Genomic DNA, 22,498 nt, shown 5'->3' on the forward strand with positions numbered 1-22,498 from the left:
CATCCTTGCTTGTCTTACAGAGAGGGTGGGGGCAGGTCACGCAGCACGGCCAGCACGGCGTCCATTTCGCCCTGATAGCCGATGGTGATGCGGATGCTGTTGTCAAGGCCAGGCTTGCTGGAGAAATCACGCAAGATGATGCCGGCGGCCTTCATGGCGGCGAACACGGCGGCGCCATCCACGAAGCGCACCAGCACGAAGTTGCCCTTGTCCTCGAACACTTCCTTGACGCAGGACAGACGAAGCAGCTCCGCCTTGATGAGCGCCTTTTGCTTGTTGAGCTCCTGCACCCGCTCCTGCATCAGTTCCAGCCCCATGGGAGAGAGCGCCTGGGCGGCAATTTGGGCGATGGGGTCGGGAATCGGGTAGGGCGCGATCACCTTGGCCAGCATGGCAATCACCTCGGGATCCCCCAGGGTAAAGCCGCAGCGGATCCCCGCCAGCGCGAAGGCCTTGGAGAGGGTACGGGTCACCACCAGGTTCGGGTATTGGGCGAGCAGGTCCACCACGGAGGCCTCCGGGCAGAACTCGATGTAGGCCTCGTCCACGACGATGATGGCACGGTCCCGGGCCTTCTCCAGCAGGGCGACGAGTCCCTTGCGGCCCACCAGATCCCCGGTGGGATTGTTGGGGGAGCAGAGGAACACCAGCTTCACGTCAGAGAGGCGATCGGCGATGGCGGGCCAGTCCGGCTGACGGCTGGCGGTCAATGGCTGCTCGACAATCCCCACGCCACAGGTCTCGGCGCTGATGGCGTACATGCCGTAGGTGGGGGGGCAGATGAGGATCTGATCTTCCCCTGCCTCGCAGAAGGTGCGGATCAAGAGCTCGATGGCCTCGTCGGCACCGCGGCTTACCAGCACCTGATCCGGATTGATCCCGGCGTAGGCGGCATAGCCGTTCACCACCTCGGCCGGCTGGCACTCGGGATAGCGGTTGAGACGGCTCCCCTCGACGGTGAAGGGGTAGGCCAGCGGTGCCTCGTTGGCATTGAGCCAGACGTGGCCCTGGCCGCCGATGCGGCGAGCGGACTGGTAGGGAGTGAGAGCCCGCACGACGCGACGGGCCAGATTGACGATGCTCATGACAAATCCTTCTGCTGTGCTGTTTGTTGGGGCTCGGCGGCCAGGGCGTTCAACCTGAGGGTGACGGCATGCTTGTGGGCATCGAGTCCCTCGGCCTGGGCGATGCGCTGGACGATGGGGCCAAGGCCGCGAATGCCGTCTGCAGTGAGCTCTTGAACCGTGTAGCGGCGCTGATAGTCGGCAAGTCCCAGGCTCGAGCAGGTGCGGGCATAGCCGTAGGTGGGCAGGGTGTGGTTGGTACCGCTGGCGTAATCACCGACTGACTCCGGTGTCCATGCCCCGAGGAAGATGGAGCCCGCGTTCTCGAGCTTGTCCAGCAGATCCCGGGGGGCCCGGGTCTGCACGATGAGGTGTTCCGGGGCATAGGCGTTGGAGATGGCGCAGGCCTCCTCCAGGCTGTCGCAGAGGATCACCAGGCTTGCCCTCAGGGCTTGCTCGGCGATGTCGCGGCGGCTGAGGTCGGCGAGTTGCGCCTGGATCTCGCTGCCGATGGCATCGGCCAGGGGGGCGGAGGTGGTGACCAGCACCACCTGGCTGTCGGGGCCGTGCTCGGCCTGGGAGAGCAGGTCCGATGCCACGAAGGCCGGGTTGGCGCTCTCGTCTGCGATCACCAGCACCTCGGAGGGGCCGGCTGGCATGTCGATGGCGGCGCCCCGCCAGTCACGGGAAACCTGGCCCTTGGCTTCGGTCACATAGGCGTTGCCCGGGCCGAAGATCTTGTCCACCTTGGGGATGGTTTGCGTGCCATAGGCCATGGCCGCGATGGCCTGGGCGCCGCCGATGGCGAACACCTGGCGAACGCCACAGGCGCGGGCGGCAAACAGGATCTCGTCGCTCGCCGGAGACGGGGTGCAGAGCACCACCTCACGGCAACCGGCCAGGCTTGCCGGAATGGCCAGCATCATCACGGTGGAGGGGAGCGGCGCGCTGCCTCCCGGGACATAGAGGCCGACCCGGCTGATGGGTTGGGTGCGCAGCTCGCACAGTACCCCGGGTTGGGTCTCGACTCGCACGACGGGTTGTACCTGGGCGGCGTGGAAGGTACGGATATTGGCAATGGCGGCCTCGATGGCACCCTTGATGTCATCACCGAGTCGAGCGCAGGCGGCATCCACTTCCGCGTCGCTCACCCGAAGCTGTTCGCGGGGCGCACGTTCGAAACGTTGGCTCAGCTCGCGCAGGGTCTCATCGCCCCGGCTGCGTACCGCGGCAATGATGTCTCGCACCACGGTACCGATGTCGGCTTCGTCGCCAAGGGCGGGCCGGGTCAGGACTTCGGCTTGCCGGGCGGGGGAGAGGGTCTTCCAGATCAGGGTCTGCATGATGTGTCTTCCTTATTCCATCTCTCTCGGCTTATTCCATCATCTTTTCAATGGGCAGCACCAGGATGGAGCTGGCACCCAGGGCCTTGAGCTGTTCCATGGTCTCCCAGAACAGGGTTTCGCTGGAGACGACGTGCAGGGCCACCTGGTTGGTGTCACCGGCGAGCTGCATGATGGTGGGACGCTCCGCCCCCGGCAGCAGATCGGTGATGGCATCGAGCTTGTCTTTGGGGGCGTGCAGCATGATGTATTTGCTTTCGCGCGCCTGTTGCATCCCCTGGATGCGGGGCAGCAGCTTGTCGATGAGTTTCTGCTTGGCATCGTTCAGGGGGTTGGGAGCCTGCACCAGGACGGCCTTGGAGCGGTAGATCACCTCGACCTCTTTCAGGCCGTTGGCTTCCAGGGTCGCGCCGGTGGAGACCAGATCGCAGATGGCATCGGCCAGACCCGCGCGGGGGGCCACTTCCACCGAGCCACCCAGCATCACGCTCTTGAAGCCCAGGCCCTTCTCGTCGAAGAAGCGCTTGAGCAGACCGGGGTAGGAGGTGGCGATGCGCTTGCCGGCCAGGCTCTCGGGTCCTGTGTAGTTGACATCGTCCGGCACCGCCAGAGAGAGGCGGCAGCCGCCGAAGTCGAGCTGCTTGAGGGTCTTCACCGCAAAGGGCTGCCCCTGGGCTGCGCGGATGAGCTGCACCTCTTCGAGAACGTTCTCGCCGATGATGCCAAGATCGACCACCCCTTCCATCACCAGACCCGGGATGTCGTCATCACGCACTCGCAGAATGTCGATGGGCATGTTCTCGACATGGGCGATGAGGCGCTGTTCCCGCAGGTTGATCTTGAGGCCGCAGCTCTTGAAGAGGGCCTGGGAATCCTGGCTCAGACGACCGGATTTTTGCATGGCGATGCGCAGACGTTGTGTTTCCATTGCTCGATTTCCTTCTAGTCAAAAACGAAAAAAACCCTCGGAAGTATGTGCTTCCGAGGGTTCATGAATCTTGCGGTCCTTTTGGAAGTCACCAGTTAAGTGTCTTCCAGCAGTCAACCTCCTGAAAGACTATTCGGGATGATGATGGTGATGATGAGTCTTCAGGGTGGTGAACTTCATGATGTAATCAATCCTTTACAAATCAGATGCCGTTGTTGACGCCCGATTTAAACTACCTGCCTTGACAGAAAATGCAACCGAAAAATGTGATCAGGACGATTAAAGTTGAGAAAACGGTTTTCTGGTCGATAACTAGACAATGAGATGCCAAAGGAGGCGACATCATGCCCAGCCAGGATCTGTTATTTCCCATCCTGCCCCGCGCACCCTCGACACCGAGCCCGGATGACATCAAGCGGGAGGTGACCCAGATCAGCCAGAAACATCAGCTGCGCAAGATAGGCACCGACAATGGCGGCGGTGGCCAGCATCACCAGCAGAGAGAGCAGCCGCCAAAGCCTGATCAACCAGCGGTGCAGGATGATGATCACAAACCGGATCCGGACCACCGGATTGATCTCTTCGTCTGAACGCATTATCAGTCCCGCTTTTTCCGCGCTTTTGGCATAATGCCCGCTTTTGCAGCGGGACATGCCTTTGACCATCATCCAGACCCTGTTCAAGCCAGACGGCCCCCTGGCCCGCCATATCGACGGCTTCAAGGCCCGTGCCCCGCAACTGGAGATGGCCGAGGCGGTGTCGCGCGCCATCAAGCAAGGTGGCCGCTTGCTGGTGGAGGCTGGAACGGGCACTGGCAAAACCTATGCCTATCTGGTGCCTGCGCTGGAATCCGGTAAGCGGGTGGTGATCAGCACCGGATCCAAGAACCTGCAGGAGCAGCTCTTCTATCGGGATCTGCCCACCATCACGGGGGCGCTTCACTACACCCCGCCGGTGGCACTGCTCAAGGGGCGCAGCAATTACCTCTGCATCGAGCGGATGAACCGGCTGTTGAGTGAATCCCATCTTCAAAAGCCCGAGATCCTGAGCGATCTCGTGAAGGTCAAATCCTGGTCGACTGCCACCGACAACGGCGATGTGGGGGATATCCCGGGGCTACAGGAGAACGCCGAGATCCTTGCCCACGTCACCAGCACCAACGACAACTGCCTGGGTCGCGACTGCCCCTATTACGATGATTGTCACCTGGTCATCGCCCGGCGCCGTGCCATGGACGCCCAGGTGGTGGTGATCAACCACCATCTCTTTTTCGCCGACATGGCGGTCAAAGACACCGGCTTTGGCGAGCTGGTGCCCGAGGCGCAGGTCTATGTCTTCGACGAGGCGCACCAGCTGCCCGAGATCGCCAGCCACTACTTCGGCAAGTCCGTGGGCAGCCGCACCATCCAGGATTTGGCGCAGGATATCCAGCTCGCCTACCGGGCAGAGGCTCATGACATGGCCCAGCTTGGCAAGGCGGCGGACAGGCTCGCCATTGCCAGTCAGGATCTGCGCCTTGCCTTCGGCGTGGAGGGGGGGCGCGGCAACACCCGGGATCTGCTGAGACAATCCCTCTGGGCCCAGGCGCTGGCCCGTCTCAACGATGCCATCGGGCTCTGTTATGAAGTGCTGAAACTGGCGCTCGGGCGAGGGGAGCTGCTGGATCACTGTTTCGAGCGCATCAGCGAGCTGCGCACCCGCCTTGGGGAGGTGCTGGCGGTCAACCAGACCGGTTTCTCCTACTGGTATGACTGTTCGCGTCTGCACTTTACCCTCAATCTGACGCCGCTGTCGGTCGCCGAGCGCTTCGGTGCCGAGGTGCAGCGCCCCGAGGTGGCCTGGATCTTCACCTCGGCCACCTTGACGGTGGACAATCGCTTCGCCCACTTCGTCGCCGAGATGGGGCTGGCCGGCAGCGCCGAACTCATTCTCGACAGTCCGTTCGATTACGCCGAGCAGGCGCGCCTGTGCGTACCCCGTTTCTTGCCAGAGCCCAATGCCTTCGGGCGCGGGGAGCAGCTGGCGACCCTGATGATCCCCCTCATCAACAAGACGCCGGGGGGATGTTTTTTCCTCTGCACCAGCCATCAGGTGATGCGCCAGGTGGCTGAGGTGCTACGCCGGGAAATCGGCCGCACCGTCCTGCTGCAAGGGGAAGACAACAAGCAGCGGCTGCTCAAGACCTTCGTGGAAAACGGTCGGGCCGTGCTGGTGGCCACCAGCAGTTTCTGGGAGGGGATAGACGTGCGGGGGCGGCATTGTCCTGTGTTATCATCGACAAGCTGCCCTTTGCGAGCCCGGACGATCCCCAGCTCAAGGCACGGGTGGAGGATTGCAAGCTCAAGGGGGGGGATCCCTTTGCCGAGCTGCAGTTGCCCAAGGCGGTGATTGCCCTCAAGCAGGGGGTGGGGCGGCTCATCCGTGATCGCAGTGATCACGGCGTATTGGTTATTTGTGATCCCCGGGTGGTCAACAAGCCCTATGGCGCCACCTTCATCAAGAGCCTGCCTGCCATTCCACGGACCCGGGAGCTGGCGACCCTGGGAGAATTTTTCGGACCACGGGAGTGAGTCCGCCGCGCCGGGGCTGATTGCCCCCGGCCATGCATGACGGCAGGCCTTGGCCATGCTGACGATTTAACTGACTGATGTGAAGAGAATAAAAAGAATGGATGAGTTGAAGATCCTGGCCGTGGATACCGCCACCGAAGCCTGCTCCGCAGCCCTCTTGGTGGGCGATACCCTCTTTTCCCGCTGGGAAGAGGCGCCCCGTGACCATACCCGCAAGATCCTGCCCATGGTTCAGGCTCTGTTGGATGAAGCCGGTCTATCGTTGGATGAGCTCGACGCCATCGCCTTCGGTCGTGGGCCTGGCTCCTTCACCGGGGTACGGATCGGGATCAGCGTGGCCCAGGGGCTCGCCTTTGGTGCCGGCGTGCCGATGATCGGTGTCTCCACCCTGGCGGCCATGGCCCAGGGGGCCCATAAGCTGGAAGGGGCCGAGCAGGTGCTTGCCGCCATCGATGCGCGCATGGACGAGGTCTATTTCGGCCACTACGCCCTGGTGGACGGAGTGATGACGCTGGTGGGCGAGGAGGTGGTGAGCGAGCCAGCCGCACTGGTGCAGGCCCGTGACAAGCTGACTGGCGCGGTGAGCTGCGTTGGCACCGGTTTTGAAACCTATGGCGAGACTCTGGGCGGCCTGGCAGATGTGCTGATGCCAAGCCAGGTGCGTTTCCCGGCGGCCGCCGACATGCTGCCTCTGGCACGCCAGGCCTGGTTTGCGGGTGAGGCGGTGCCGGTTGAGCAAGCCACCCCTGTCTATCTGCGTGACAAGGTGACCTGGAAGAAACTGCCGGGTCGCGAATAAACGGCAGCGGCTGCCCCGGGCTGCTTTGTCGGACGATGAAGGAGAGACGAATGAGAAAATCCGTGATCATGCTGGGATTGGTGGGGCTGCTGCTGGGCGGTTGCAGCACGGTGCCCAAAGAGCTTGCCTATGAGCCTGCGGATCAGCTGGTGGCCTATCAACCCGCTCTGCAGGGGATGGAAGGCAAGCCGGCCCGCTGGAGCGGTGTCATCTCGGCGGTCCACAACAAGGCGGATCAGAGTGTCATCGAGGTGGTCTATCTGCCCCTCAAGTCCAATGGGGTGCCGGAGCAGACCGAGCAGAGCCCAGGTCGTTTTCTCGCCATCATGCAGGGGTTTGTCGACCCGACCCTCTATGCCAAGGGTCGCAGCCTGACGGTGCTCGGCACCCTCGACAAGCCGGTGGACAGCCAGATTGGCGAGCACAAGTATCGCTTCTCGGTACTCAAGGTGACGGGGAGCAAGCTGTGGCCACCGGTGAAGGAGGTGGAGATCCGCTACATGGATCCCTACTTTTACGATCCTTTCTATGATCCCTTCTGGCCCAGACGGTCCCTGCGCCGCTGAGGAGCCCGGATGACGGCGACATTGCAGGAGCGCAGGCTGCGCCTGGCGGACGGGCGGCACATCGCCCTGCTGGACAATGGTCAGGAGGGCAGACCGCTGCTGGTGGCCCTCCATGGCTGGCTCGACAACGGTGCCAGCTTTTTGCCTCTGGCCCCCTGGCTGGGGGCGTTTCATCTGGTCTGCGTCGATTTGCCGGGCCATGGTCACTCCGATCACAAGTCGACTCCCTATGTCTTCGTGGACTGGCTGGATGATCTCTACCAGATCAGCCAGGCCGCGGGCTGGCAGCGTTTCATCCTGCTTGGTCACTCCCTGGGGGCGCTGATTGCCTCTGCCTATGCCGGCGTCTTTCCCGAGCAAATCGAGCGGCTCATTCTGCTGGAGGGGCTCGGCCCCTTGAGCCAGCCCGACGAGGAGGTACCGGGGCAGCTGCGCCGCGCCATCCTCAACCGCACTCGTACCCGTGAGCGTGCAACTAGTGGATTTGCCACCCTCGAGGAGGCGGTGGCTGCCCGCTGCAAGGTGGCGGACATTCCCTCGAGTGCGGCACGCCTTATCTGCGAGCGGCAGCTGGAGGCGCGGGCAGGGCGCTGGTATTGGCGCAGTGATCCCCGTCTTCGCGATCTCTCGCCCCTGCGCATGAGCGAGGGGCAGGCCCAGGCCCTGATCCGGGCCATAGCCTGTCCGGTGCTCTTTATCCGGGGAGAGCAGGGCTTCCCCGGGCTCCTGGCACAGTGGCAGTTGCGGGAGGCGGCCTTTGGCCACATTGAACGGGTGACAGTGGCAGGAGGCCATCATTTTCATATGGAAAATTCATCAGAAACCGCCGTTTATATCGAAAACTTCGCTCAAATCCGGTAGGATCGGCGGCTTTGAATCATGTCAGGTTTGCTTTCTCCCTCACATTTCCCGTTGTTAATTCACTGTTAATTGATGTTGCCTTATGTAAATATGTGCGGCATTAGAGCATGAACTTAAAACAATTGATTGAAATGGATGTGACAGGGACGGAGGCAACACAGTGAGCGCACAGGTGCGAGTTATGCAGGAGAAGTTCGTGGAAAGAGTCTGGCTGAAGCGTTATCCAGAAGGGGTGCCCGCCGAGATCAATCCAGACCAATACGGCTCTCTGGTCGAGATGTTTGAAGAGTCGGTGAACCAGTTCGCCGATCAGCCCGCCTTCGTCAACATGGGGCAGACCATTACCTACCGCCGGCTGGAGGAGCAGTCCCGAGCCTTCGCCGCCTACCTGCAAAACGAGCTCAAGCTCGGCAAGGGGGACAGGGTGGCCGTGATGATGCCTAACCTGCTGCAATACCCCATCGCGGTATTCGGCATCCTGCGGGCCGGCATGACGGTGGTGAACGTCAACCCCCTCTATACCCCGCGCGAGCTGGAGCATCAGTTGAAAGACTCCGGCGCCAAGGCCATCGTCATCGTCTCCAACTTTGCCCACACCCTGGAAAAAGTGGTGTATGACACCCCGGTCAAGCATGTGATCCTGACCCGGATGGGAGACAACCTGGGGCTGGCCAAGGGGACCCTGGTCAACTTCGTGGTCAAATACGTCAAGAAGCTGGTGCCCAAGTACAACCTGCCCCATGCCAGCACCATGCGCCAGGCCCTCGCCAAGGGGCGCTACCTGCAGTACATCAAACCCGAGATCAGCAACCAGGACATCGCCTTCCTGCAATACACCGGCGGGACCACCGGCCTCTCCAAGGGGGCCATGCTGACTCATCGCAATATGATCGCCAACGTCGAGCAGTGCCTCGGTGTCTATGGCCCCGTGCTGGAGCGCGGCAAGGAGTTTGTGGTCACGGCGCTGCCGCTCTATCACGTCTTCGCCCTGACGGTGAACTGCCTGCTGTTCATGCGTCTGGGGGGCTACAACCTGCTCATCAGCAACCCCCGCGACATCCCGGGTTTTGTCAAAGAGATCAAGAAGTATCCTTTCACCTGCATCACCGGGGTGAACACCCTGTTCAACGCCCTGGTCAACAACGACGAGTTCAAGGGCATGGATTTTGCCAAGCTCAAGCTCACCATCGGTGGCGGCATGGCGGTGCAACGGGCGGTGGCCGAGCAGTGGAAGGGGCTGACCGGCACCCCGCTGCTGGAGGGCTATGGCCTGACCGAGTGCTCGCCCCTGGTGAGCGTCTGCCCCTATGATCTGGTGGATTACAACGGCTCCATCGGTCTGCCGGTCTGCTCCACCGAGATCCGTCTGGTGGATGACGAGGGTAACCAGGTCACCGAACGGGGTGTCCCCGGCGAGATGCAGGTGCGCGGTCCTCAGGTGATGACCGGCTACTGGCAGCGCCCGGAGGCGACCGCCGAGGTGATGCAGGATGGCTGGCTCTGCACCGGCGACATCGCGGTATGCGACGAGCAGGGTTTCTTCAAGATTGTCGATCGCAAGAAGGACATGATCCTGGTCTCCGGCTTCAACGTCTACCCGAACGAGATAGAAGACGTGGTGGCCCTGCATCCCAAGGTGCTGGAGGTAGCCGCCGTCGGCGTACCCAACCCGGTGTCCGGCGAGCAGGTGAAGATCTTCGTGGTCAAGAAAGATGCAAAGCTGGCGGAAGAGGAGATAATTGCCCACTGCCGCAAACATCTGACTGCCTATAAGGTGCCGAAACTGGTAGAATTTCGCGACGAACTTCCCAAGACCAACGTGGGCAAGATCCTGCGCCGCGTGCTGCGCGACGAGGAGATTGCCAAGCAGTAACCGGCATGCACTGCTTTGCAGTCCAGCGCTGTCGTTATGCAAAACCGTGGGACATCCACGGTTTTTTCTTTCTGGATCCGACCAACGTGCAGGCAACGATGCAATATCAACTCATTTCACAGCAAGCCGAACTGGATCAGTATCTCGCTTCTCTGGCCGACGTTCCCCTGGCCATCGATACCGAATTCGTTCGCACCCGTACCTACTATCCCCAGCTCGGTCTGTTCCAGATCTACGATGGCAAGCAGCTTGCCCTGCTCGATCCCCTGACCCTGGATCTCTCCGGTTTGTGGCAGCGCCTCGGTCGGGCCGGACAGATTGCCATCCTGCACGCCTCCGGTGAGGATCTGGAACTTATCCAGCATCAGGCGGGTCACCTGCCCAACCAGATGCACGATACCCAGCTGGCGGCAGCCTTCCTGGGCCATGGCGTGTCGGTGGGGTTTGGCGCCCTGGTCAACGAATTCCTCGGGGTCGAGCTTGAGAAGGATCAGGCCCGTACCGACTGGCTGGCGCGCCCCCTTACCCCTCGTCAGCTGGAATATGCCGCGGCGGATGTCTTCTACCTCATGCCCCTCTACGAGAAGGTGATGGCCAGACTGCGCGAGAGCGGCAAGTTCCCCTGGTTCGAGCAGGAGTGCCAGAACCACTCCGCCCGCAAGACCCAGGGCAGCGATCCCCGTCAGGCCTACCTCGAGATCGTCAACGCCTGGCAACTGGGTCGCCGCGAGCTGGCCATCCTGCGCGAGCTGGCCGCCTGGCGCCAGCAGGAAGCGGTACGCCGGGATCTCGCCCTCAACTTCGTGGTCAAAGAGCTGCACCTGTTCAAGGTGGCGGAGCGTCGTCCCGCTTCGCTACGGGATCTCAACGAGCTGGGCCTCTCGCCCATCGAGATCAAGATCCACGGCAAGCGGATGCTGGACATCGTCGCCGCCGCCCAGCAGAGCGACCCTGCGAGCTGGCCCGATCCCATCCGCCGTCTGGTGGACTTCCCCCAGTACAAGGCCGAGCTCAAGCGCATCAAGGCCATGGTGGAGGAGAAGGCCAACGCCAGCAACATTCCGCCGGAGCTGGTGGCGAGCAAGAAGATCATCCACCAGTACTTCACCTGGAGCTGGCGCATGAGTGCCGAGGAGCGGGCCAGGGCGGACAAGCCCATGCTGCTGCAAGGGTGGCGTCATGAGCTGGTAGGCCACCTGCTGGCACAGTGACGAGTACGCAGTACGAGAAGGGGAGTCCATGACTCCCTTTTTTCATGCCTGTGCGGCAGCCCCCGGGGGTTGCCGGGATCGTCGCGCCAGGGGGTTGGTCATGATGGGAAGCGAGAAGGGGTGGAGGAGGAAAATGGCGGGCACAAAGGGTGCCCCCATCAGAGTTCGTGAGCGTGGAATCCCTTGCGGTAGCGGGCCTCGCAGCGCGGGCAGCGTTGCAGGGTCGGATCCTGTTCCAGCTGTTCAGGGAGCAGCGGCTCCTCACAATCGGAGCAGAAGCCATAGAGCCCCAGATCCATCTGGCAGAGCGCCGCGTCGAGCCGCTTGAGGCGTGCCACGCTGTGTTCCACCCCGGGCAGATCGAGACGGCTGGTCAGATCAACCAGTTGATCCCGCTCGCAGCGCTCCACCTTCTGTGCCCAGTCATCTTGTCGACAGGCCTTGAGCTGACGGATCAGCTCCTCTCTTGTTTGCGCCCAGTCGGTCAGAAGGCGCTGATGCCATTCGGCCAACCGGGCTTGCGTCACTTCACACACAGCAGCCCCCAAAAACGAGTGATAAAACTCGGCCAGTATAGGGAAACCCGCGGTTTATCAAGATGACATGAGTCAAGTTAACCGTGCTTTGACGGGTTTTTTCGGCAGGTGCTGCGGCTTGCCGGTGATGACGTAGAGCACTCCCGCCACCAGACAGACGACACCCACCAGGGTACTCATGGGGGCATGATCCCGCGCAGCATAAAGGCGTACAAGAGTCCCGCTAGAGTCTCGAACACGATGAGCGGCCCGACCAGCACGGTCGGCAGGCGCTGGCTCGCTTCGTTCCAGCATAGGGTGCCGAGCCAGGAGCAGAGGAGCCCCACTGCCCCCATCAGCAGCACGAAGCGCAGGGGCGTCGGCCCGAAGGGCAGGGGAAAGTCCGGTGCGCTCAGGGCAAGATGGCCGAGGCTGCCGAGATAGGCAATGAGCGCTACCGGCAGGGTCACCAGCCCCTGGGCGGTGGCCCAGACGGCCGGACTGCGGCCCGGGTGCTCGCGCAGCCAGCGGGCGTTGCGCAGGGGATACCAGGTCCAGCACAGCACGGCGCCCACCGCCAGGGCGAGCCCAAGCAGTTGTTCGGTGCGCGCCTCGGTGTGCCAGATCAGCTCGGCGCTGTTGACCAGATAGAGGCCGGCCCCCATCAGCACCAGGGACGGGTAGAGCCGGGTGCGGGAGAGGCGACCGTCCCGTGCGCCATAGAGGCGGTTGGCGGCCAGGGCCGTCACCACCGGCAGGGTGCCGATAAACATGGCTGCCAGGGGCGAGCCGATGCGCAAGATGGCCCCCGACAGGCAGAAGTAGTAGAGAAGGTTCCCCACCAGAGTGAGGGCGAGGGCCTCTCGCCAGTCGCTGGCCGAGAGGGCCGCCAGGTGTTTGCGGGCCTGCCAGGCGAGCGGCAGTACGATGAGGCCGAAGGCGAGGTAGCGGCCGCTCGCGAGCAGGGCGGGGGGATAGCCATCCACCAAGAGGGGGGCGACGAAGATGAGCCCCCACATCAGGCCGGCCAGCAGGGCAAACAGGACTCCGATCAACATGTTTCATATCCGGTAAAGAAGAAGGAAGTCAGCCTAGCAGGGGGAAGGGGGGTGTATTGAACCAGATTGCGCTTTAGCGGCCAGCCTGCACCTGTTTCTGGTAGCGGACCGGGGTGGTGCCATAGCGGCGCAGGAAGGCACGGTTGAGGTGGGACTGATCGGCCAGACCACAGGCGGCGGCCACCTCGGCAGCGGGCAGGCCGGCAGCCAGCCACCCCTTGGCGCGCTGCAGGCGGATGGCCATCAACATCTGCTGGGGGGTGACGTGAAAGCGGGCCTTGAAGCTGCGCTGGAAGTGGTAGGGGCTGAGGTTCACCGAACCGGCCAGCTCGGCCAGGGTAATGGGGCGGGCGAAATAGGCCTGCATATAGTCGATAGCGCGGCCCAGAGGGTGGGCCGCTTCGCGCGGGGCCGCCAGGGCCCGGGCATGGGGGCGCAGGGTCTCGCACACCCTTAGCAGCAGGCCGTCGGCGGCGAGCTCGCTGTCACAGTGCCAGAGGGCATCCAGGGTCGCCTGCAGGACGGGGGCAGTGCGCGGATCGCTTCGCACGGCATCGGTGAAATACCAGTCGCGCTCGCCGCTGATGGCCTCGAGCCGGTCGGCGGGCAGGTAGAGCATGCGATAGCGCCACCCCTGCTCGCAGGCTGACTCGCCCGTGTGCAGCTCATCGGGGTTCATCAGCACCAGGCTGCCGGGACCGGCCAGGAGCTGGCTGCCGCGATAGCGAAAGCGCTCGGCACCGCACTCGATGACACCGAGGCCAAACCCCTCGTGACTATGGGGATCGAAGATGTGGTGCTGGATGTGGGCGCGATAGAGCTCGGTCGCAGGCTGCCCCGGCAGGGCGCGAAAATCGGCCCTGTCGTGCTGATGGGTAAAGTTGACCGGCACTCCTTGCATCCTGACCTCCTGTCAATGAGCCTTCATCATAGGGCGCTGCGGGGTGGCGGCCAAGTCTAGGCCTGTGAGGCGCACTCGCGCTCGAGGGCGGAGCGGATCTCCTCTGCGGTCTTGATGGTGCGGATGCGGCGAAACAGCTCGTCGGCCTGGGGGTATTCCCGCACTATGTAGGAGAACCACTGCTTGATGCGGCTCGGGTAGTAGTCGGCCTTGTCGCTCGCCAGATCCTGCTCGGTGTAGGTCACCATCAATTGCAGTACCTCGGCCCAGCTCATGTGGGCACACCCCGTCTTCATCACGTTGGCCAGGTTGGGCAGGGAGATGGCGCCCCGGCCCACCATGAGGGCATCGCAACCGGACACCCGGGCACAGGTCAGGGCATCGGCATGGTTCCAGATCTCGCCGTTGGCGGTGATGGGGATGGGCAGGGCGCGGCGGATGGCGTCCACGTACTCCCAGTGGGCCGGCGCCTTGTAGCCTTCGCGCTTGGTGCGGGCATGCACCGCCAGCTCGTTGGCCCCCCCCTGATAGACGGCCTGGGCGTTGTCCAGATAGAGATCCTTGTCATCGTATCCCAGGCGGATCTTGGCGCTCACCGGCAGGTGGGCAGGCACGGCCTCCCGCACCGCCTTGACGATGCGATAGACGGTCTCGGGTTCCTTGAGCAGCACGGCGCCCCCCTTGCTCTTGTTGACCGTGGGGGCAGGGCAGCCGAAGTTGAGATCGACCCCGGGAGAGCCGAGCTCGATGGCCCGTATGGCATTTTCTGCCAGCCACTCCGGATGTTGTCCCAGCAGTTGCACCCGTACCGGGGTCCCTGCACGGGTCTTGCCATCCTGTTTCAGCTCGGGGCAGATGCGATGGAAGACCTTGGCGGGCAGCAGTTGATCGACCACCCGGATGAATTCACTGACGCAGAGGTCGTAATCATTGACGGAGGTGAGGACCTCCCGCATCAGGTGATCCAGCACCCCCTGCATGGGGGCCAAAATAACGCGCATAGCTGCTTCCGAAGACAAGGGGAGAAAAAAGAGCGCAGATTGTAGTGGCAATGGCCGGGATTGTCAGCCGTCTGCCCACTCGATGGCCCCCATCGACGGCCGCAGACTGGGCCAGGCTGTCAGCTTCCGGGCCAACTCTGTTAGGCTAAAGGCAGAGAAACACTAGAGGAGTACCCATGAAACGCTGGTGTCTGATGGCCCTGGGCTGGCTTGCCTTCGCCACCGGGATAGTCGGGATAGTCCTGCCCCTGCTGCCGACAACCCCCTTCATGTTGCTGGCGGCGGCGCTGTTTGCGCGCTCCTCCCCCCGCTTTCATGGCTGGTTGCTGGCGCATCCCTGGTTTGGCCCCCCCATCCTCGACTGGCAGCAGTATCGCGGCATTCGCCGCCACGCCAGATGCCGCGCCATCATCTTCATCCTGATCTCGTTCTCGGTATCGCTGCTGGTGGTGCCGTTGCCCTGGGTGAGGTGGCTGCTGGTTGTCATAATGGTGATCCTGCTCACCTGGTTGATGCGTCTGCCGGTGCTGGAGCCGGTTGCAATGAAGAAGTGAAATCCCTAAGCTATCGCGGCAATAATGCTATGGAGTTGGCTCGTCATTTTTGCGTGACGGGCCTTTTTACTGCCCCCAGGCGGAGACCCCGTGCGCCGCCATGGCAGGGCTCAAAAAATAAGCGGTCAAATAATGAATCCGGAAACCCTGAAGTTTATCGAAGCGAGCATCAAGACCATTCCCGACTATCCGAAGCCGGGCATTCTGTTTCGCGACATCACCAGCCTGATCGAGAATGCCGAGGCCTTCAAGGCCACCATCGATCTGCTGGCCGATCATTACCGTGATCAAGGCATCACCAAGATTGTCGGCACCGAGGCCCGTGGCTTCATCTTCGGCGCCCCGGTTGCCTACGCCATGGGGCTGGGGTTCGTGCCGGTGCGCAAGCCGGGCAAGCTGCCCCGCGCCGTCATCGAGGAGTCCTACGCCCTGGAGTACGGCACCGACACCCTGCAACTGCACACCGATGCCATCGTGCCCGGTGACAAGGTGCTGGTGGTGGACGATCTGCTGGCCACCGGCGGCACCGTCGATGCCACCGTCAAGCTCATCCGCCGCGCCGGCGGTGAGGTAGCGGATGCCGCCTTCATCATCTCCCTGCCGTCCCTGGGCGGTGATGCCCGCCTGACCGCCGCCGGCGTCAAGGTGGTCTCTCTGGTGGAACTCGCGGGGGCGTAAATCGCCCCTTCGCGCGGCAGGCCTCGTCACCCTGCTTTCTGCCGCAAACCGGTGCCTGAACGGGCACCGGTTTGAAATTCAAGCGATCCCTCCCAAGGCGGCGCATCCCCCATACAGCCAGCCCTCCATTTGTGTTAGCATCCAGCCTCAATGCCTCGTTTCCCAGCATCGAGATCTATGAGCTATCAGGTTTTGGCGCGCAAATGGCGCCCCCATACGTTTGAACAAGTGGTCGGCCAGCAACATGTGCTGACTGCCCTGACCAATGCCCTGGATCAGGGACGGCTTCACCATGCCTACCTGCTGAGCGGGACCCGCGGGGTGGGTAAGACCACCATCGCCCGCATTCTGGCCAAGAGCCTCAACTGCGAGCAGGGGATCAGCAGCCATCCGTGCGGTGTGTGCGATACCTGCCGCGAGATCGATCAGGGCAATTTCGTCGATCTGCTGGAAATCGATGCGGCGTCTCGCACCAAGGTGGAAGACACCCGCGAACTACTCGACAACGTGCAGTACCGTCCGGCCCGTGGTCGTTTCAAGGTGTACCTCATCGATGAAGTGCACATGCTGTCGCGCCACAGCTTCAATGCGCTGCTCAAAACCCTGGAAGAGCCGCCCCCTTATGTGAAATTCCTGCTGGCCACCACGGATCCGCAGAAGCTCCCCATCACCATCCTCTCGCGCTGCCTGCAGTTTCATCTGAAGAGTCTGGATCAGACCCAGATTGCCAGGCAGCTCGAATGGGTGCTGGATCAGGAGGGACAACCCTTTGAGCCTCGCGCCCTGCTGGCCCTGGCCAAGGCGGCTGACGGCAGCATGCGCGATGCCCTGAGCCTCACCGATCAGGCGCTGGCCCACGGCAACGGCAGCGTGCGCCTGGAGAGCGTGCTCACTATGTTGGGGACCCTCGATCATCACCACCTGCACCAGTTGCTGGAGGCAGTGCTGCGCCAGGATGCACCCGCCACCATGGCCAAGATCACCGAGATAGCGACCCTGGGCCCCGACTTTGATCAGCTCCATGCCGAGCTGGAAGCCTTGCTCCACCGGGTGGCCATGGCGCAACTGCTGCCTGCGAGCGTGCAGGAGCAGGGGGCGGATGCCGATGCCTTGCTGCAGCTAGCCGGAGCCATGAGCCCGGAAGAGGTGCAGCTCTGCTATCAAATCGTGCTGGGGGGGCGCAAGGATCTGCCCTGGGCCCCTGACGGACGCACCGCACTGGAAATGACCTGTCTGCGGATGCTGGCCTTCTCTCCCCGGCGCGAGGTGGTCCATCCCGCCAACCTGGCGGCCCAGCCTCTCATGACAGGGCACACCGGCGTGATGGCGGCTGCGAGGGAAAACGCGCCGCTCCTGCCGGGAAAGCCCCAGGGGGCTGAGCCGGCCCCGGCTGCCAGCGCAGCACCACAGGCTCCCGCCGCGCCAGCATCGGTCCTTGAGACCGAGCACGTCGCCCCCGCACCCAAGGCGGAAGAGGGCGCAGTGCTGGATCCGCTCTTTGCCGAGCAGGATGAGCTGCTGCGCGAGGCCGAACGGATGGGTTACGAGGCCGTGGTGCCTGCCAGTCCGCCTGCAGAGCCTGCCTCTGCGCCGTTGGCGGCGGATGACACCGGGCTGACGCAGCAGGTTGAGGTCCAAGGGGAAGACGTCGCCATCTCTTCGACCTCCAGCATGCAGAGCCTGCTTGGCAAGCGCAATCTGCTGCGAAGCCGCCTGCGTGGCGAGCAGAGTGCAAACGCCGCGCCTGCCCGGGTCACTCCCGTCAAACCGGTGGCCGCGACCAAACCGGCCCCGATGCCTGCCGTCGCGACTTCGCCCCAGGCCGAGGTGCAACCAGCGGCGCGGCCCGAGATGCCGGGGCAGGGATCTGTCATGCAAACGGGGTATGACGACCTGCCCCCTCTGGATGCCTATGAAGAGGGGGCCAGTGACTACGAAGAGTATCTGAGTCAGGGGTTTGACGAGGGGTTTGCCAGTGCCCCGTTGCCCACGCGGGCAGTGACTTCCGCCCAGCCAGCTCCCGCCACCATGGCTCCTCCTTCGCAGGAGGATCTGCCGCCCTGGGATCTGGGCGCTGACGTCGGCAGCGCGGATGCGGCGGCACCTGCTGTTGTCGCTATGGTGCCTGCCGCGCCTCCAGTGGCCGCGAGCGAGCCTCAGCCCGTCATTGCGTTGATGGAGACCATCGACTGGGATGCGCTGGAGGGTGACGCTCAGCCCGAGGAGGAGGGGGAGGTCGCCCGTCTGATCCCCTCGTCCTTGCTGGTCAATTGCGGGGACGCCTGGGCCGAGCTCATCGCCCGCACCGGGGTGGGTGGTCGGCTGCGTCAACTGGCCATCAACGCGGTGATGACCCGGGAAGGCAATCGGGTCTCCCTGCTGCTCAAACCCGAGCAGCGCCATCTGGTGAGCGACAAGGCCCGCGCCGATCTGGCCGAGCTCATCGGTCCCGAGCTGGGCGGCCCGGTTCACATCGATGTGACCCTGGGCTCGGATCCCGCGCGGGAGACGCCGCTCGAGATAGAGCATCGTCTCTATCTCGGGGTGCGTGAACAGGTGAGCCGGGATCTGGCGGCGGATCCCAACGTACAATTCTTGCAGCAGCGTTTCGGCGCCGTGCTCCATCCCGAGAGCATTGAACCACTGAGTCGCTGAATTGCGGTGAAAAAACCGTGCCGGGGTTTGTCCCCGGTTGAAAAGACTTTTGGCTGCCCCCACTTAGGGCAGATGAACCCACAGCCCGGCGCTGGATGCCGGATTTCAAGACGAGAGACGATCTATGTTTGGTAAAGGTGGAATGGGTAACCTGATGAAACAGGCCCAACAGATGCAAGAGCGCATGCAGAAGATGCAAGAGCAGCTGGCCCAGATGGAAGTGGTCGGCGAGGCGGGCGCAGGCATGGTCAAGGTGACCATGGCCGGCAGCCACAGCGTGCGTCGTATCGAGATCGATCCCAGCCTGATGGAAGATGACAAGGAGATGCTGGAAGATCTGGTCGCCGCCGCCGTCAATGACGCCGTGCGCCGCGTGGAAGAGCAGAACAAGGCCAAGATGGGCGAGCTGACCGGCGGCATGCAACTGCCCCCTGGCTTCAAAATGCCCTTCTGAGGATCCTGCCCGTATCCGTTTCCCCTCCTCTGTGAAGGGGAAAATGAAAAGGCCAGAGCCAAGCTCTGGCCTTTTGCATGTCGGCACACCCGGGAACGGCCATGAACAGATCATGGCGGGGGCGGCGTACTTGCCTGCCCCAGGGGGGAGAAGCCCTCGACCAGATGATCGATGAGGGCGCGGATGGCAGGCAGCAGACCGCGGCGTGAGGGGAAGACCGCGTGGATCACCTCTTGGCGCGGTGCCCAGTCGGGGAGCAGACGCACCAGCCGGCCATCGGCCAGGGGCTCATTCATCATCATGGTGGGCAGTTGCACGACCCCGAGCCCGTCGATCGCCCCCTGACGCAATGTCTGCATGTCGGTGGTGGCAAAGCGGGGGCTGTGGTGCTGTTTGACTCGGGCACCATCGGGGCCCAGCAGGGTCCAGTGATGGCCTTCCAGGCTGGCGCCGTGACCGAGGCTCGGCCATGACAGCAGATCTGCGGGGGCCCGGGGCATGCCGAGTGACGCGACAAGGGCCGGACTTGCCACCAGACACTGGGTCGCATAACCCAGCACCCGCATGGCGAGATCGCTGTCCTCCAGGGGCAGTGGTCGCACCCTGAGCGCCATGTCCAACCCCTCCGCGACCAAATCCACCGCCCGGTTGACCCCGACGAGCTGCACCTTGACGCTGGGATGGGCCAGGGCGAAGGAGACCAGCATCCTCCCTACGTGGGCGTGCAGCAGATCGATGGGGCAGGCGATGCGCACCAGACCGCAAGGCTCGCTCTGGGTCGCGGCGATGAGATCCTGCGCCGCATCGGCTTCCACCAGCATGGCCCGGCAACGGGTGTAATAAGCCTGCCCGAGTTCGGTGACGGTGAAGCTGCGGGTGGAACGCTGGATAAGGCGCACTCCGAGTCGCTCCTCCAGCATGGCGATGCGGCGGCTGAGCCGCGATTTGGGCATGCCGAGGGCCCTGCCGGCCTGGGCAAAGCCCCCGTGATCCACCACCTGGACATAGAAATAGAGGTCGTTGAGATCCTGTTGCATGGGGTTATCGTTCACAAAATAGGACGCTGATGGCAAATTTTACGTCTACCGGACGCAGCGTTCCAGACTCACAATGCGAGCAACGACACATTCCGTGACGATCACCCAGGAGAGCATCATGAAAAGAGTCATCGGTATTTACAGCGCCCCTCGACAACACTGGGTCGGCGACGGATTCCCGGTTCGCTCGCTGTTCTCGTATCAGACCCATGGCCGCGCCTTGAGCCCCTTCCTGCTGCTGGACAGGGCTGGCCCAGCACATTTCGAGCCCGCCGATCATGCCAGGGGAGTGGGGGAGCACCCGCACCGTGGTTTTGAGACGGTCACTATCGTCTATGAAGGGGAGGTCGCCCATCGCGACTCGACCGGTCAGGGGGGGATCATCGGTCCGGGAGACGTGCAGTGGATGACGGCCGCCGCCGGCATCATGCACGACGAATTCCACTCCCAGGGGTTTACCCGTCGTGGTGGCACCCTCGACATGGTGCAGCTGTGGGTCAACCTGCCCGCCAAACACAAGATGTCGACGCCCGGTTATCAGGGCATCACCAGCGACACCATCCCGCAACTGAGCCTCAAGGAGGGCGATGTGCGGGTGCGCATCATCGCCGGGAACGATGCCGGGTTGCAACAAGGCGAGGTAGAGGGGCCTGCCCGCACCTTCTCGCCCATGAACATCTGGGATCTGCGGCTCAAGGGCGGGGCCAGCGTGGTGCTGCCGGCGGTAGCGGGATGGAACAGCGCCTTGGTGGTGCTCAAGGGCTCTCTCTTGATCAACGGTCAGGAGCGCGCGGGCGAAGCACAACTGGTGCTGCTCGATCCCAACGGGGAGGAGTTCATGCTGGAGGCTGAGGGCGAGGCCAGCTTGTTGCTGCTGAGTGGCGAGCCCATCGATGAACCCATCGTGGGTTATGGCCCCTTTGTCATGAACAGCGAGGCAGAGATCCATCAGGCGATAGATGATTTCAACAGCGGCCGGTTCGCCGTCATCGCCCCCTGAGACAATCCCGATAAAAACAAAGCGCCTGATGGCGCTTTGTTTTTTTGTGAGCCCTGGTCAACCGAGCCAGCCGAGGGCCAGCGCCAGCCTGCCGCACAAGGCGGCCAGCAGGATGCCAAGCAGGGTGCGCAGCAGCCAGATCACCACCAGCTGTCCCACGCTCACCGGGATCCGGGTGGCCAGGATGCAGGGGATGGAGGCAGAGAAGAAGAGCACCGAGCTGACCGAAACCACGGCCGCGACATAGCGCACCAGCAGGTCGGCATCCTTGAGCAGGATGGCGGGCAGGAACATCTCGGCCAGACCGGCCGAGAGGGCCTTGGCGGTGGCGAGCGGCTCGCCGAGATCCAGCAGCCAGGTCAGTGGCCAGAGCAGCCAGCCCAGCAGATCGAACAGGGGAGTGTGCTTTGCCAGCAGCAGGCCCAGCAGACCGACGGACAGTATGGTGGGCACCACGGCAGCGGCCATGTGAAGACCGTCCCTGAGGTTGTCCTTCAATTGCCGCAACAGGGGATCTGCCTGGTGGGACTGGGTCAGGCCGCAGGTGAGGGCCGCCTGCCAGCGGCTCATGCCAGCCGGTAGCGGCTCGTCGGTCTCCCCATGGTGAGCCAGGCGACTGATGGGAGGAACACGCGCCAGGATGGCGGTGATGACGAAAGTGATCACCAGGGTGGACCAGAAGTAGAAGTTCCAGTGTCCCATCAGGTTGAGGGTCTTGGCCACGATGATCATGAAGGCGGCCGAGACGGTGGAGAAGCCGGTGGCGATGATGACGGCTTCTCGCACCGTGTACTTGCCCGCGAGGAAGACCCGGTTGGTGATGAGCAGGCCCACCGAGTAGCTGCCGACGAAAGAGGCGACCGCATCGATGGCGGAGTGACCCGGCGTGCGCCACAGGGGGTGCATCACGGGTTGCATCAGCACCCCGATGAATTCCAGCAGGCCGAAACCGAGCAGGAAGGTCAGGGCCATGGCGCCGATAGGCACGATGAGACCCACAGACATGGCCAGTTTATCGAACAGGAAGGGGAGGCGATCCGGGGTCATCAACCAGGCAGGGCCCCAGTCTGTGACATACAAAATGGCCAGGGCCAGCCCGAGCAGCTTGAACAGGCTCAATACCCTGTCGATGGGACGGGCGCGCCAGCGGCCATCCAGCAAGGGGGTGATGGCGCCATAGGCGATGAGCAAGAGAATGAGGGTCAGGGCAAGGGGGCGCTGGGCAATCAGAAAGCCGGCCAGGTGATCCACCACTATGGTGCTGCGCCCGCCAAGCTCGAAGGGAACAAAAAAGATGGCGATGCCAAGCAGGCTGGCCAACAGCAGCTTGATGCCGGCCCCTGATCCTGCCGGTGCAGTGAGCGTGTGTTCAGGTTCCATTTTCTCTCCTTGTGATCCGCATGGTTCAATTCCATTGAGTGGATGATTTG

At 63.0% G+C, this 22,498-nt stretch carries 20 protein-coding genes, 1 pseudogene and 1 other annotated feature; of the genes and pseudogenes, 12 read left to right on the plus strand and 9 right to left on the minus strand.

What is annotated here, in order from left to right:
- Positions 1-14 precede the first annotated feature (14 nt).
- Genes hisC through hisG form a run of 3 tightly spaced genes read right to left on the minus strand, consistent with a single transcriptional unit; the run spans position 15 to position 3,335 of the window.
- Positions 15-1,085, minus strand: a complete 1,071-nt coding sequence (hisC, locus tag C2U47_RS20955; RefSeq protein WP_010674692.1) for a histidinol-phosphate transaminase — start codon at positions 1,083-1,085, stop codon at positions 15-17.
- Positions 1,082-2,407, minus strand: a complete 1,326-nt coding sequence (hisD, locus tag C2U47_RS20960) for a histidinol dehydrogenase (protein ID WP_010674693.1) — start codon at positions 2,405-2,407, stop codon at positions 1,082-1,084. The genes hisC and hisD overlap by 4 nt, the downstream gene beginning before the upstream one ends.
- A gap of 31 nt (positions 2,408-2,438) precedes the next feature.
- Positions 2,439-3,335: an ATP phosphoribosyltransferase gene (hisG, locus tag C2U47_RS20965; protein WP_010674694.1), complete on the minus strand. Its 897-nt coding sequence runs from the start codon at positions 3,333-3,335 to the stop codon at positions 2,439-2,441.
- Positions 3,336-3,363: 28 nt separating this feature from the next.
- Positions 3,364-3,489 (minus strand) — a sequence feature (His leader region).
- Between the two features lie 190 nt (positions 3,490-3,679).
- Here hisG and C2U47_RS20970 point away from each other — a divergent pair.
- The 7 genes and pseudogenes from C2U47_RS20970 (at position 3,680) to rnd (ending at position 11,215) form a co-directional block, all read left to right on the plus strand.
- Positions 3,680-3,925, plus strand: a complete 246-nt coding sequence (locus C2U47_RS20970; protein WP_010674695.1) for a hypothetical protein — start codon at positions 3,680-3,682, stop codon at positions 3,923-3,925.
- A gap of 61 nt (positions 3,926-3,986) precedes the next feature.
- Positions 3,987-5,905: pseudogene (locus C2U47_RS20975) on the plus strand (ATP-dependent DNA helicase).
- 97 nt (positions 5,906-6,002) lie between these two features.
- Complete coding sequence (gene tsaB, locus C2U47_RS20980; RefSeq protein WP_010674697.1) at positions 6,003-6,704, plus strand: tRNA (adenosine(37)-N6)-threonylcarbamoyltransferase complex dimerization subunit type 1 TsaB; 702 nt, start codon at positions 6,003-6,005, stop codon at positions 6,702-6,704.
- 50 nt (positions 6,705-6,754) lie between these two features.
- Entirely contained in the window at positions 6,755-7,270 is a 516-nt protein-coding gene (locus C2U47_RS20985; RefSeq protein WP_010674698.1) for a Slp family lipoprotein, read from the plus strand.
- Between the two features lie 9 nt (positions 7,271-7,279).
- A complete protein-coding gene (locus C2U47_RS20990) occupies positions 7,280-8,131 on the plus strand; it encodes an alpha/beta fold hydrolase (protein ID WP_042017609.1) in 852 nt (283 codons plus the stop codon).
- A 196-nt stretch (positions 8,132-8,327) separates the two neighbouring features.
- Positions 8,328-10,004, plus strand: a complete 1,677-nt coding sequence (gene fadD / locus C2U47_RS20995) for a long-chain-fatty-acid--CoA ligase FadD (RefSeq protein WP_103261983.1) — start codon at positions 8,328-8,330, stop codon at positions 10,002-10,004.
- A gap of 98 nt (positions 10,005-10,102) precedes the next feature.
- Positions 10,103-11,215 (plus strand): ribonuclease D, encoded by a 1,113-nt coding sequence (gene rnd / locus C2U47_RS21000; RefSeq protein ID WP_103261984.1) that lies wholly within the window; start codon positions 10,103-10,105, stop codon positions 11,213-11,215.
- A 158-nt stretch (positions 11,216-11,373) separates the two neighbouring features.
- Here rnd and C2U47_RS21005 read toward each other — a convergent pair whose 3' ends face one another.
- From C2U47_RS21005 to dusC, 4 genes are all read right to left on the minus strand, one after another.
- Positions 11,374-11,742, minus strand: coding sequence for a TraR/DksA family transcriptional regulator (locus C2U47_RS21005; RefSeq protein ID WP_039039175.1), 369 nt, complete (start codon positions 11,740-11,742; stop codon positions 11,374-11,376).
- 185 nt (positions 11,743-11,927) lie between these two features.
- Positions 11,928-12,788 (minus strand): DMT family transporter, encoded by an 861-nt coding sequence (locus C2U47_RS21010; RefSeq protein WP_233735841.1) that lies wholly within the window; start codon positions 12,786-12,788, stop codon positions 11,928-11,930.
- A 73-nt stretch (positions 12,789-12,861) separates the two neighbouring features.
- A complete protein-coding gene (locus C2U47_RS21015) occupies positions 12,862-13,689 on the minus strand; it encodes an AraC family transcriptional regulator (protein ID WP_103261881.1) in 828 nt (275 codons plus the stop codon).
- Between the two features lie 56 nt (positions 13,690-13,745).
- On the minus strand, positions 13,746-14,690 hold the full coding sequence (gene dusC, locus C2U47_RS21020) for a tRNA dihydrouridine(16) synthase DusC (protein ID WP_029314520.1): 945 nt from the start codon (positions 14,688-14,690) through the stop codon (positions 13,746-13,748).
- A 176-nt stretch (positions 14,691-14,866) separates the two neighbouring features.
- Here dusC and C2U47_RS21025 point away from each other — a divergent pair, with 176 nt between their 5' ends.
- The 4 genes from C2U47_RS21025 to C2U47_RS21040 all read left to right on the plus strand — a co-directional run bounded on the left by C2U47_RS21025 (position 14,867) and on the right by C2U47_RS21040 (position 19,031).
- Entirely contained in the window at positions 14,867-15,244 is a 378-nt protein-coding gene (locus C2U47_RS21025; RefSeq protein ID WP_010674706.1) for a YbaN family protein, read from the plus strand.
- Positions 15,245-15,376: 132 nt separating this feature from the next.
- Positions 15,377-15,922, plus strand: a complete 546-nt coding sequence (apt, locus tag C2U47_RS21030) for an adenine phosphoribosyltransferase (protein WP_010674707.1) — start codon at positions 15,377-15,379, stop codon at positions 15,920-15,922.
- Positions 15,923-16,099: 177 nt separating this feature from the next.
- Complete coding sequence (gene dnaX, locus C2U47_RS21035) at positions 16,100-18,577, plus strand: DNA polymerase III subunit gamma/tau (protein ID WP_103261882.1); 2,478 nt, start codon at positions 16,100-16,102, stop codon at positions 18,575-18,577.
- Positions 18,578-18,701: 124 nt separating this feature from the next.
- Positions 18,702-19,031 carry a YbaB/EbfC family nucleoid-associated protein gene (locus C2U47_RS21040; RefSeq protein ID WP_005301028.1) on the plus strand — a complete coding sequence of 110 codons (330 nt, stop codon included), beginning with the start codon at positions 18,702-18,704 and terminating at the stop codon, positions 19,029-19,031.
- Positions 19,032-19,141: 110 nt separating this feature from the next.
- Here the strand turns inward: C2U47_RS21040 and C2U47_RS21045 are convergent, their stop codons facing one another.
- Positions 19,142-20,068: a LysR family transcriptional regulator gene (locus tag C2U47_RS21045; protein ID WP_010674710.1), complete on the minus strand. Its 927-nt coding sequence runs from the start codon at positions 20,066-20,068 to the stop codon at positions 19,142-19,144.
- 118 nt (positions 20,069-20,186) lie between these two features.
- Between C2U47_RS21045 and C2U47_RS21050 the strand changes: the two genes are divergently transcribed.
- Positions 20,187-21,068 carry a pirin family protein gene (locus tag C2U47_RS21050; protein WP_039039144.1) on the plus strand — a complete coding sequence of 294 codons (882 nt, stop codon included), beginning with the start codon at positions 20,187-20,189 and terminating at the stop codon, positions 21,066-21,068.
- A 57-nt stretch (positions 21,069-21,125) separates the two neighbouring features.
- On the opposite strand, the gene C2U47_RS21055 is transcribed toward C2U47_RS21050, so the two are convergent.
- A complete protein-coding gene (locus tag C2U47_RS21055; protein ID WP_103261883.1) occupies positions 21,126-22,448 on the minus strand; it encodes a YjiH family protein in 1,323 nt (440 codons plus the stop codon).
- Positions 22,449-22,498: the final 50 nt, after the last annotated feature.

It is taken from the genome of Aeromonas sp. ASNIH7 (assembly GCF_002903485.1).
GTDB lineage: Bacteria > Pseudomonadota > Gammaproteobacteria > Enterobacterales > Aeromonadaceae > Aeromonas > Aeromonas caviae.

Excerpts from the sequence above, each read along its gene's own strand:
- dnaX (WP_103261882.1), top strand. The coding sequence starts at position 16,100 with ATGAGCTATCAGGTTTTGGCGCGCAAATGGCGCCCCCATACGTTTGAA.
- C2U47_RS21055 (WP_103261883.1), bottom strand. The coding sequence starts at position 22,448 with ATGGAACCTGAACACACGCTCACTGCACCGGCAGGATCAGGGGCCGGC.
- rnd (WP_103261984.1), top strand. The coding sequence starts at position 10,103 with ATGCAATATCAACTCATTTCACAGCAAGCCGAACTGGATCAGTATCTC.
- C2U47_RS20985 (WP_010674698.1), top strand. The coding sequence starts at position 6,755 with ATGAGAAAATCCGTGATCATGCTGGGATTGGTGGGGCTGCTGCTGGGC.
- C2U47_RS21010 (WP_233735841.1), bottom strand. The coding sequence starts at position 12,788 with ATGTTGATCGGAGTCCTGTTTGCCCTGCTGGCCGGCCTGATGTGGGGG.
- C2U47_RS21045 (WP_010674710.1), bottom strand. The coding sequence starts at position 20,068 with ATGCAACAGGATCTCAACGACCTCTATTTCTATGTCCAGGTGGTGGAT.
- C2U47_RS20990 (WP_042017609.1), top strand. The coding sequence starts at position 7,280 with ATGACGGCGACATTGCAGGAGCGCAGGCTGCGCCTGGCGGACGGGCGG.
- C2U47_RS21040 (WP_005301028.1), top strand. The coding sequence starts at position 18,702 with ATGTTTGGTAAAGGTGGAATGGGTAACCTGATGAAACAGGCCCAACAG.
- C2U47_RS21015 (WP_103261881.1), bottom strand. The coding sequence starts at position 13,689 with ATGCAAGGAGTGCCGGTCAACTTTACCCATCAGCACGACAGGGCCGAT.
- hisG (WP_010674694.1), bottom strand. The coding sequence starts at position 3,335 with ATGGAAACACAACGTCTGCGCATCGCCATGCAAAAATCCGGTCGTCTG.
- C2U47_RS21025 (WP_010674706.1), top strand. The coding sequence starts at position 14,867 with ATGAAACGCTGGTGTCTGATGGCCCTGGGCTGGCTTGCCTTCGCCACC.
- hisC (WP_010674692.1), bottom strand. The coding sequence starts at position 1,085 with ATGAGCATCGTCAATCTGGCCCGTCGCGTCGTGCGGGCTCTCACTCCC.
- dusC (WP_029314520.1), bottom strand. The coding sequence starts at position 14,690 with ATGCGCGTTATTTTGGCCCCCATGCAGGGGGTGCTGGATCACCTGATG.
- apt (WP_010674707.1), top strand. The coding sequence starts at position 15,377 with ATGAATCCGGAAACCCTGAAGTTTATCGAAGCGAGCATCAAGACCATT.
- tsaB (WP_010674697.1), top strand. The coding sequence starts at position 6,003 with ATGGATGAGTTGAAGATCCTGGCCGTGGATACCGCCACCGAAGCCTGC.
- hisD (WP_010674693.1), bottom strand. The coding sequence starts at position 2,407 with ATGCAGACCCTGATCTGGAAGACCCTCTCCCCCGCCCGGCAAGCCGAA.
- C2U47_RS21050 (WP_039039144.1), top strand. The coding sequence starts at position 20,187 with ATGAAAAGAGTCATCGGTATTTACAGCGCCCCTCGACAACACTGGGTC.
- C2U47_RS20970 (WP_010674695.1), top strand. The coding sequence starts at position 3,680 with ATGCCCAGCCAGGATCTGTTATTTCCCATCCTGCCCCGCGCACCCTCG.